This is a genomic window from Citrobacter sp. wls718 (assembly GCF_005280945.1).
In the GTDB taxonomy this organism is placed as follows: Bacteria; Pseudomonadota; Gammaproteobacteria; order Enterobacterales; family Enterobacteriaceae; genus Citrobacter; species Citrobacter gillenii.
Genome location: NZ_SZWV01000020.1, coordinates 63,092 through 73,471 on the forward strand (window position 1 = coordinate 63,092; position 10,380 = coordinate 73,471).

At 56.1% G+C, this 10,380-nt stretch carries 8 protein-coding genes; all 8 read left to right on the forward strand.

Features of this window, described 5'->3' with window-relative positions; all coding sequences use genetic code 11:
* Positions 1-138 precede the first annotated feature (138 nt).
* The 8 genes from nuoG to nuoN all read left to right on the forward strand — a co-directional run bounded on the left by nuoG (position 139) and on the right by nuoN (position 10,344).
* Positions 139-2,865, forward strand: a complete 2,727-nt coding sequence (gene nuoG, locus FDW95_RS03830; RefSeq protein WP_115259917.1) for an NADH-quinone oxidoreductase subunit NuoG — start codon at positions 139-141, stop codon at positions 2,863-2,865.
* A complete protein-coding gene (nuoH, locus tag FDW95_RS03835) occupies positions 2,862-3,839 on the forward strand; it encodes an NADH-quinone oxidoreductase subunit NuoH (protein WP_003028063.1) in 978 nt (325 codons plus the stop codon). Before nuoG ends, nuoH begins: the two co-directional genes overlap by 4 nt.
* Positions 3,840-3,853: 14 nt before the next feature.
* Positions 3,854-4,396: an NADH-quinone oxidoreductase subunit NuoI gene (nuoI, locus tag FDW95_RS03840; RefSeq protein ID WP_096756374.1), complete on the forward strand. Its 543-nt coding sequence runs from the start codon at positions 3,854-3,856 to the stop codon at positions 4,394-4,396.
* Positions 4,397-4,407: 11 nt separating this feature from the next.
* Entirely contained in the window at positions 4,408-4,962 is a 555-nt protein-coding gene (nuoJ, locus tag FDW95_RS03845) for an NADH-quinone oxidoreductase subunit J (protein ID WP_096756375.1), read from the forward strand.
* Positions 4,959-5,261: an NADH-quinone oxidoreductase subunit NuoK gene (gene nuoK, locus FDW95_RS03850; RefSeq protein ID WP_006683663.1), complete on the forward strand. Its 303-nt coding sequence runs from the start codon at positions 4,959-4,961 to the stop codon at positions 5,259-5,261. Before nuoJ ends, nuoK begins: the two co-directional genes overlap by 4 nt.
* A complete protein-coding gene (nuoL, locus tag FDW95_RS03855) occupies positions 5,258-7,099 on the forward strand; it encodes an NADH-quinone oxidoreductase subunit L (protein WP_115257909.1) in 1,842 nt (613 codons plus the stop codon). The genes nuoK and nuoL overlap by 4 nt, the downstream gene beginning before the upstream one ends.
* 251 nt (positions 7,100-7,350) lie before the next feature.
* Complete coding sequence (gene nuoM, locus FDW95_RS03860; protein ID WP_115257910.1) at positions 7,351-8,880, forward strand: NADH-quinone oxidoreductase subunit M; 1,530 nt, start codon at positions 7,351-7,353, stop codon at positions 8,878-8,880.
* 6 nt (positions 8,881-8,886) lie between these two features.
* Complete coding sequence (gene nuoN / locus FDW95_RS03865; RefSeq protein ID WP_115257911.1) at positions 8,887-10,344, forward strand: NADH-quinone oxidoreductase subunit NuoN; 1,458 nt, start codon at positions 8,887-8,889, stop codon at positions 10,342-10,344.
* The last annotated feature ends 36 nt before the right edge of the window (positions 10,345-10,380 follow it).

A 10,380-nucleotide genomic window follows, 5' to 3' on the forward strand; every position in this document is an offset into this window, starting at 1 on the left:
GAGAATCCCTGAGCTTACTAAAGTAAGTGACTGGGGTGAACGAGAGAAGCCAACGCCGAGGCAGCTTGAAGGATAAAGCGGAAAAGAAATTCGATTAACGCTTGGTCACTGACTAAGCCAACTGGAAGCATGCTGACTATGGCTACGATTCATGTAGACGGCAAAGAATATGAGGTCAACGGCGCGGACAACCTGCTAGAAGCTTGTCTGTCCCTCGGCCTTGATATTCCGTACTTTTGCTGGCACCCGGCGCTGGGAAGCGTCGGTGCTTGCCGCCAGTGTGCGGTGAAGCAATATCAAAACGCGGAAGATACGCGTGGTCGCCTGGTGATGTCTTGTATGACACCGGCCACCGAAGGCACCTTTATTTCTATCGATGACGAAGAAGCGAAACAGTTCCGTGAAAGCGTGGTGGAATGGTTGATGACTAACCACCCACACGACTGTCCGGTCTGCGAAGAGGGCGGTAACTGTCACCTTCAGGATATGACCGTGATGACGGGTCATAGCTTCCGTCGCTACCGCTTTACCAAGCGCACCCACCGCAACCAGGACCTGGGGCCGTTCATCTCTCATGAAATGAACCGCTGCATCGCCTGCTATCGCTGCGTTCGCTACTACAAAGATTACGCTGACGGCGCGGATCTGGGCGTCTATGGCGCACATGACAACGTCTACTTCGGTCGCCCGGAAGACGGCGTGCTGGAGAGCGAATTCTCCGGTAACCTGGTAGAAATCTGCCCGACCGGCGTGTTCACCGATAAAACGCACTCCGAGCGTTATAACCGTAAATGGGACATGCAGTTTGCGCCAAGCATCTGCCAGCAGTGTTCCATTGGCTGTAACACCAGCCCGGGTGAGCGTTACGGTGAACTGCGTCGTATCGAAAACCGTTATAACGGTACCGTTAACCACTACTTCCTCTGCGACCGTGGTCGTTTTGGCTATGGTTACGTGAACCTGAAAGACCGTCCGCGTCAGCCGGTTCAGCGTCGTGGCGACGATCTGATCACCCTCAACGCCGAGCAGGCGATGCAGGGCGCGGCTGACATTCTGCGTCAGTCGAAGAAAGTGATCGGCATCGGCTCCCCGCGCGCCAGCGTTGAAAGCAACTTTGCGTTGCGTGAACTGGTGGGTGCGGAAAACTTCTATACCGGTATCGCTCAAGGCGAACTGGAACGTCTGCAACTGGCGCTGAGCGTGCTGCGTGACGGCGGTATTCATACCCCGGCACTGCGCGAGATTGAATCTTACGATGCGGTCCTGGTGCTGGGCGAAGATGTTACCCAGACCGGCGCACGCGTTGCGCTAGCTGTACGTCAGGCGGTGAAAGGTAAAGCACGCGAAATGGCAGCAGCGCAGAAAGTGGCTGACTGGCAGATTGCCGCGATCCTTAACATCGGCCAACGTGCCAAGCATCCGCTGTTCGTGACCAACGTGGATAACACCCGTCTGGATGATATCGCAGCATGGACCTACCGTGCGCCGGTTGAAGATCAGGCGCGTTTAGGTTTCGCCATTGCCCACGCGCTGGATAACACCGCTCCGGCCGTTGACGGTATTGACCGTGACCTGCAGAACAAAATCGACGTCATCGTTCAGGCCCTGGCTGGCGCGAAGAAACCGCTGATTATCTCCGGTACCAACGCCGGTAGCGCTGAAGTGATTCAGGCTGCTGCTAACGTGGCGAAGGCGCTGAAAGGTCGTGGCGCAGACGTCGGTATCACCATGATTGCCCGCTCTGTTAACAGCATGGGCCTCGGCATGATTGGCGGCGGTTCACTTGATGATGCGCTGACCGAACTGGAAACAGGTCGTGCTGATGCCGTGGTGGTACTGGAAAATGACCTGCATCGCCATGCGTCTGCCACTCGCGTTAACGCTGCGCTGGCGAAAGCACCGCTGGTACTGGTCGTTGACCATCAGCGTACCGCGATTATGGACAATGCCCATCTGGTCCTTTCTGCAGCAAGTTTTGCCGAAAGCGACGGTACGGTTATCAATAACGAAGGCCGCGCACAGCGTTTCTTCCAGGTATATGACCCAAGCTACTACGACAGCAACATTGTGATGCTGGAAAGCTGGCGCTGGCTGCACTCGCTGCACAGCACCGTGCAGAGCCGTGAAGTGGACTGGACGCAGCTCGATCACGTCATCGACGCCGCCGTAGCCGCGTTGCCGCAGTTGGCTGGCATTAAAGATGCCGCGCCGGACGCGAGCTTCCGTATTCGTGGGCAGAAACTGGCACGTGAGCCGCATCGTTACAGTGGTCGTACCGCCATGCGTGCCAACATTAGCGTGCATGAACCGCGTCAACCGCAGGACAAAGACACTATGTTTGCCTTCTCGATGGAAGGGAACAACCAGCCGTCTGCGCCGCGTTCACAAATTCCGTTTGCCTGGGCACCAGGCTGGAACTCACCACAAGCGTGGAACAAGTTCCAGGATGAAGTGGGCGGCAAACTGCGCCATGGCGATCCGGGCGTGCGTCTGATTGAAGCCTCCGAAGGCGGTCTGGACTACTTCACTACCGTTCCGGCGAGCTTCCAGGCGCAGGATGGTCAGTGGCGTATCGCGCCGTACTATCATCTGTTTGGTAGCGACGAAATGTCCCAGCGCGCGCCGGTTATCCAGACCCGCATGCCGCAGCCGTACATTAAACTCAATCCGGCTGATGCCGAGAAGTTGGGCGTCAATGCGGGTACGCACGTTTCCTTTAGCTACGATGGCAACACGGTCACATTACCGGTTGAAATCGCAGAAGGGTTGACGGCGGGGCAGGTTGGTTTGCCGATGGGTATGCCGGGTATCGCGCCGGTTCTGGCAGGTGCGCGTCTTGAGGATCTGCAGGAGGCACAACAATGAGTTGGATTACACCCGATCTGATTGAGATCCTGCTGAGCATTCTCAAAGCGGTGGTGATCCTGCTGGTGGTGGTCACCTGCGGGGCATTCATGAGCTTTGGCGAACGTCGTCTGCTGGGTCTGTTCCAGAACCGTTATGGACCGAACCGTGTAGGCTGGGGCGGTTCGCTCCAGCTGGTCGCGGACATGATCAAGATGTTCTTTAAAGAAGACTGGATCCCGAAATTCTCGGATCGCGTCATCTTTACGCTGGCACCGATGATCGCTTTCACTTCGCTGCTGCTGGCCTTCGCCATTGTGCCGGTCAGCCCGAACTGGGTGGTCGCTGACCTTAACATCGGGATCTTGTTCTTCCTGATGATGGCCGGTCTGGCGGTGTACGCGGTGCTGTTTGCCGGTTGGTCGAGCAACAACAAATACTCGCTGCTCGGCGCAATGCGTGCGTCTGCGCAGACCCTGAGCTATGAAGTGTTCCTCGGACTTTCCCTGATGGGCGTGGTGGCGCAGGCCGGTTCATTTAACATGACCGACATCGTCAATAACCAGGCTGATATCTGGAACGTTATTCCGCAATTCTTTGGTTTTGTCACCTTTGCTATCGCGGGCGTCGCGGTCTGTCACCGTCACCCGTTTGACCAGCCGGAAGCCGAGCAGGAACTGGCCGATGGTTACCACATTGAATATTCCGGGATGAAATTCGGCCTGTTCTTCGTGGGGGAGTACATCGGTATCGTCACCATTTCTGCGCTGATGGTTACCCTGTTCTTCGGTGGCTGGCATGGCCCGTTCTTACCGCCATTCGTCTGGTTCGCGCTGAAAACCGCGTTCTTTATGATGATGTTCATTTTGATTCGTGCGTCGTTACCGCGTCCTCGTTATGACCAGGTAATGTCCTTCGGCTGGAAAGTTTGTCTGCCGCTGACGCTCGTCAATTTGCTGGTAACGGCGGCTGTCATTCTGTGGCAGGCGCAATAAGGGACACAAAGACCATGACCTTAAAAGAATTACTTGTAGGCGCAGGCACCCAGCTTCGTAGTATCTGGATGATCGGCCTGCATGCGTTCGCCAAACGCGAAACGCAGATGTACCCGGAAGAGCCGGTCTATCTACCGCCCCGTTTTCGTGGTCGTATCGTACTGACACGCGACCCGGACGGCGAAGAGCGCTGCGTTGCCTGTAACCTGTGTGCGGTAGCCTGTCCGGTCGGCTGTATCTCTCTGCAAAAAGCAGAGACTAAAGATGGTCGCTGGTATCCGGAGTTTTTCCGCATCAACTTCTCACGCTGCATTTTCTGCGGTATGTGCGAAGAAGCCTGTCCGACAACGGCTATTCAGCTTACTCCAGATTTCGAACTGGGTGAGTATAAGCGCCAGGATCTGGTTTACGAGAAAGAGGATCTGCTGATCTCCGGTCCGGGTAAATATCCGGAATATAACTTCTACCGGATGGCAGGTATGGCAATCGACGGCAAAGATAAGGGCGAAGCAGAGAACGAAGCCAAGCCTATCGACGTCAAGAGCCTGTTACCGTAAGGAGAGGGGCAATGGAGTTCGCTTTTTATATCTGTGGCCTGATAGCCATTCTCGCAACCTTGCGGGTCATCACTCACACCAATCCGGTACACGCACTGCTGTACCTGATTATTTCGCTGCTGGCGATTTCTGGGGTGTTTTTCTCGCTGGGCGCTTACTTTGCCGGTGCGCTGGAAATTATCGTGTACGCGGGCGCCATTATGGTGCTGTTCGTGTTCGTGGTCATGATGCTCAACCTGGGCGGTGCTGAAATCGAACAGGAACGTCAGTGGCTGAGGCCGCAGGTGTGGATTGGTCCGGCGATTCTGTCGGCCATCATGCTGGCGGTGATCGTCTACGCGATTCTTGGCGTTAACGATCAGGGCATCGACGGGACGCCAATTAGCGCGAAAGCGGTCGGCATCTCGCTGTTCGGACCTTATGTTCTGGCGGTTGAGCTGGCGTCAATGCTGCTGCTGGCGGGTCTGGTTGTGGCCTTCCACGTCGGTCGCGAAGAGCGTTCTGGCGAAGTGCTGAGCAACCGCACGGATGACCGCGCGAAAAGAAAAACGGAGGAGCACGCATGATCCCCTTACAACATGGACTGATCCTCGCGGCTGTCTTATTCGTACTGGGCTTAACCGGTCTGGTTATCCGCCGCAATCTGCTGTTTATGCTGATTGGGCTGGAAATCATGATTAACGCCTCTGCGCTGGCCTTTGTGGTCGCCGGAAGCTACTGGGGCCAGACCGATGGTCAGGTGATGTACATTCTCGCCATCAGCCTTGCGGCTGCGGAAGCGAGCATTGGACTTGCGCTGTTGCTGCAACTTCATCGCCGCCGCCAGAACCTGAACATCGATTCAGTAAGTGAGATGCGTGGATGAACATGCTTGCCTTAACCATTATTCTGCCATTTCTTGGCTTTGTATTACTGGCGTTCTCTCGTGGTCGTTGGTCAGAAAATCTGTCCGCTACCGTGGGCGTCGGGTCGATTGGCCTGGCGGCGCTGGTCACTGCATTTATTGGCGTCGATTTCTTCGCTAACGGTAAACAGGCATTTAGCGTTCCGCTGTGGACGTGGATGTCTGTTGGCGACTTTAACATCGGTTTTAATCTGGTGCTGGACGGCTTGTCGCTGACCATGCTCTCAGTAGTAACCGGCGTTGGTTTCCTGATTCACATGTTCGCTTCCTGGTACATGCGCGGGGAAGAGGGGTACTCCCGTTTCTTCGCCTATACCAACCTGTTTATCGCCAGCATGGTGATTCTGGTACTGGCGGATAACCTGCTGCTGATGTACCTCGGCTGGGAAGGCGTGGGCCTGTGCTCCTATCTGCTGATCGGTTTCTACTATACCGATCCGAAGAATGGCGCAGCGGCAATGAAAGCCTTCGTGGTAACCCGTGTCGGCGACGTATTTCTGGCGTTCGCGCTGTTCATTCTCTACAACGAGCTGGGCACGCTGAACTTCCGCGAAATGGTTGAACTGGCACCGGCGCACTTTGCCGCGGGCAATGACATGCTGATGTGGGCAACCCTGATGCTGCTGGGCGGTGCGGTCGGTAAATCGGCGCAGTTGCCGTTGCAGACGTGGCTTGCTGATGCGATGGCCGGCCCGACGCCTGTCTCCGCGCTGATCCACGCCGCAACGATGGTTACTGCTGGTGTCTACCTGATTGCGCGTACCCACGGCCTGTTCCTGCTGACGCCGGAAATTCTGCACCTGGTGGGGATTATCGGGGCGATCACGCTGGTTCTGGCAGGCTTCGCCGCACTGGTACAAACCGACATCAAACGCGTTCTCGCGTATTCCACCATGAGCCAGATTGGCTACATGTTCCTGGCGCTTGGCGTTCAGGCCTGGGATGCGGCGATTTTCCACCTGATGACGCACGCTTTCTTTAAAGCGCTGTTGTTCCTGGCATCGGGTTCGGTGATCCTGGCCTGCCACCACGAACAGAACATCTTCAAAATGGGCGGCTTGCGTAAGTCAATCCCACTGGTTTATCTCAGCTTCCTGGTTGGCGGCGCGGCGTTGTCGGCTCTGCCGCTGATTACCGCAGGCTTCTTCAGTAAGGATGAGATTCTGGCCGGTGCGATGGCGAACGGTCATATCAATCTGATGGTGGCAGGTCTGGTCGGTGCGTTTATGACCTCTCTGTACACCTTCCGTATGATTTTCATCGTGTTCCACGGTAAAGAACAAATTCACGCGCACGCAGGGAAGGGGATTACCCACCATCTGCCGCTGATTGTGCTGATGATCCTGTCCACCTTCGTTGGCGCGCTGATTGTGCCTCCGTTGCATGGCGTGCTTCCGGCAACCACCGAGCTGCCGCATGGTAGCGTGATGACGCTGGAAATTACCTCTGGCATCGTCGCGATTGCGGGGATCCTGATTGCAGCATGGCTGTGGCTGGGTAAACGTACGCTTGTGACCTCGATTGCCAACAGTGCGCCGTGCCGTCTGCTGGGCACCTGGTGGTATAACGCCTGGGGCTTTGACTGGCTGTACGACAAAGTGTTCGTCAAGCCGTTCCTTGGCGTTGCCTGGCTGCTGAAACGCGATCCGATGAACGCAATGATGAACATTCCGGCGATCCTCTCCCGCTTTGCAGGCAAAGGTCTGCTGCTCAGTGAGAACGGGTATCTGCGCTGGTATGTCGCGTCAATGAGCATCGGTGCGGTTGTCGTGCTGGCACTGCTGATGGTACTGCGTTGAGTTTGTTGGCCGGATGAACGACTGCCGGATGGCGCTGTGCTTATCCGGCCTACAAACCCAAAAATAATTTTTAGAATTCGTTGAAAATCTGTTCCTGAAGTACAGGCGTCATCGGCGAAGTCAGACCGAATACCGCCAGCGCAGAGCAACCGGAGCGTACTGAAGTACGTGAGGATTGCGAGCACTGCCGGGATTTGGGCTGACGAGTGAGATAGCCTGAGCAGGAATAAATATAAGGGACATACTTAGCTATGTTATTACCTTGGTTGATATTAATCCCCTTTATCGGTGGTTTCCTGTGCTGGCAGACCGAACGCTTTGGCGTGAAGGTACCGCGCTGGATCGCGCTGATTACCATGGGACTGACGCTAGCGCTTGGCCTGCAACTGTGGTTGCAGGGCGGCTATTCACTGACGCAATCCGCTGGTATTCCGCAGTGGCAGTCTGAGTTCGTCATGCAGTGGATCCCGCGCTTTGGCATCTCTATTCATTTAGCTATCGACGGTCTGTCGCTGCTGATGGTGGTGCTGACCGGTCTGCTCGGTGTTCTGGCGGTACTGTGTTCCTGGAATGAAATTGAAAAGTACCAGGGCTTCTTCCACCTGAACCTGATGTGGATCCTCGGCGGCGTGATCGGCGTGTTCCTGGCCATCGACATGTTCCTGTTCTTCTTCTTCTGGGAAATGATGTTGGTGCCGATGTACTTCCTGATCGCGCTGTGGGGGCATAAAGCGTCCGACGGTAAAACGCGTATCACGGCGGCCACCAAGTTCTTCATTTATACCCAGGCGAGTGGTCTGGTGATGTTGATTGCCATCCTGGCGCTGGTATTTGTGCACTATAAAGCCACCGGTGTCTGGACCTTCAACTATGAAGAACTGCTGAACACACCGATGTCCCACGGCGTGGAATATCTGCTGATGCTGGGCTTCTTCATCGCCTTTGCGGTGAAAATGCCGGTGGTTCCGCTGCACGGCTGGTTGCCGGATGCGCACTCCCAGGCACCGACCGCAGGTTCCGTTGACCTGGCGGGGATTTTGCTGAAAACCGCGGCCTACGGTCTGCTGCGCTTCTCCCTGCCGCTGTTCCCGAACGCGTCTGCGGAGTTCGCACCTATCGCTATGTGGCTGGGTGTTATCGGTATTTTCTACGGCGCGTGGATGGCCTTTAATCAGTACGATATCAAGCGTCTGATTGCCTACACCTCCGTCTCGCACATGGGCTTCGTGTTGATTGCTATCTACACCGGTAGCCAGCTGGCGTACCAGGGTGCGGTTATCCAGATGATTGCGCACGGTCTGTCTGCGGCCGGCCTGTTCATTCTGTGTGGTCAGCTGTACGAACGTCTGCACACGCGTGATATGCGTATGATGGGCGGCCTGTGGGGCAAAATGAAATGGTTGCCTGCGCTGTCGATGTTCTTCGCGGTCTGTACGCTGGGTATGCCGGGAACCGGTAACTTCGTTGGCGAATTTATGATTCTGTTCGGCAGCTACCAGGTGGTTCCGGTCATTACCGTGATCTCGACCTTCGGTCTGGTGTTTGCCTCTGTTTACTCGCTGGCGATGCTGCATCGCGCTTACTTTGGTAAAGCGAAAAGCCAGATTGCCAGTGTTGAACTGCCAGGGATGTCGCTGCGTGAGCTGTTTATCATCCTGTTGCTGGTCGTGCTTCTGGTACTGCTTGGCTTCTATCCGCAGCCGATTCTGGATACCTCGCATTCTGCGATGAGCAACATCCAGCAGTGGTTTGTTAATTCCGTTACTACTACAAGGCCGTAAATCGCCATGACAATAACTCCACAACACCTGATTGCGCTGCTACCGCTGCTGATCGTCGGCTTGACGGTGGTGGTTGTGATGCTCTCCATTGCGTGGCGACGCAATCACTTCCTCAATGCCACGCTGTCGGTCATTGGGCTTAACGCCGCGCTGGTTTCGCTCTGGTTTGTTGGCCAGGCAGGCGCCATGGACGTCACCCCGCTGATGCGGGTTGACGGTTTCGCGATGCTCTACACCGGGATGGTCCTGCTGGCGAGCCTTGCTACTTGTACCTTTGCCTACCCATGGCTGGAAGGCTATGACGACAACCGGGAAGAGTTCTACCTGCTGGTGCTGATTGCCGCGCTGGGCGGGATTCTGCTGGCTAACGCTAACCATCTGGCGGCGTTGTTCCTCGGTATCGAACTGATCTCTCTGCCGCTGTTTGGTCTGGTGGGCTATGCGTTTCGTCAGAAACGCTCGCTGGAAGCCAGTATCAAATACACCATTCTGTCTGCCGCAGCGTCTTCATTCCTGCTGTTCGGTATGGCGCTGGTGTACGCACAGTCCGGCAACCTGTCGTTCGTGGCACTCGGTAAGAGCCTCGGCGACGGTATGCTGAACGAACCGCTGCTGCTGGCAGGCTTCGGGATGATGATCGTCGGTCTGGGCTTTAAGCTCTCTCTGGTGCCGTTCCACCTGTGGACGCCAGACGTCTACCAGGGTGCTCCGGCTCCGGTGTCCACCTTCCTGGCGACGGCGAGCAAAATCGCTATCTTCGGCGTGGTGATGCGTCTGTTCCTGTACGCGCCGGTTGGCGACAGCGAAGCGGTACGTATTGTGCTGGGCGTGATTGCCTTTGCCTCTATCATCTTCGGTAACCTGATGGCGCTGAGCCAGACCAACATCAAGCGTCTGCTTGGTTATTCGTCTATCTCTCACCTTGGCTACCTGCTAGTGGCGTTGATTGCCCTGCAAAGTGGCGAGATGTCGATGGAAGCAGTAGGCGTGTACCTGGCTGGTTATCTGTTCAGCAGCCTCGGCGCGTTCGGTGTGGTCAGCCTGATGTCCAGCCCGTATCGTGGTCCGGATGCGGATTCACTGTTCTCCTACCGCGGTCTGTTCTGGCATCGTCCGATCCTCGCGGCTGTGATGACGGTGATGATGCTGTCTCTGGCGGGTATCCCGATGACGCTGGGCTTTATCGGTAAGTTCTACGTGCTGGCCGTCGGTGTGCAGGCTAACCTGTGGTGGCTGGTTGCCGCCGTGGTGGTCGGTTCCGCGATTGGTTTGTACTATTACCTGCGCGTTGCCGTGAGCCTGTACCTGAGCGCACCGCAGCAACTGAACCGTGATGCACCGTCTAACTGGCAGTACAGCGCGGGCGGTATCGTGGTGCTGATCTCTGCGCTGCTGGTGCTGGTGCTGGGTATCTACCCGCAACCGCTGATCAGCATCGTGCAGTTAGCGACGCCGCTGATGTAAGCGATACGCTAAAACGAAAAAACCCGCCGCGGCGGG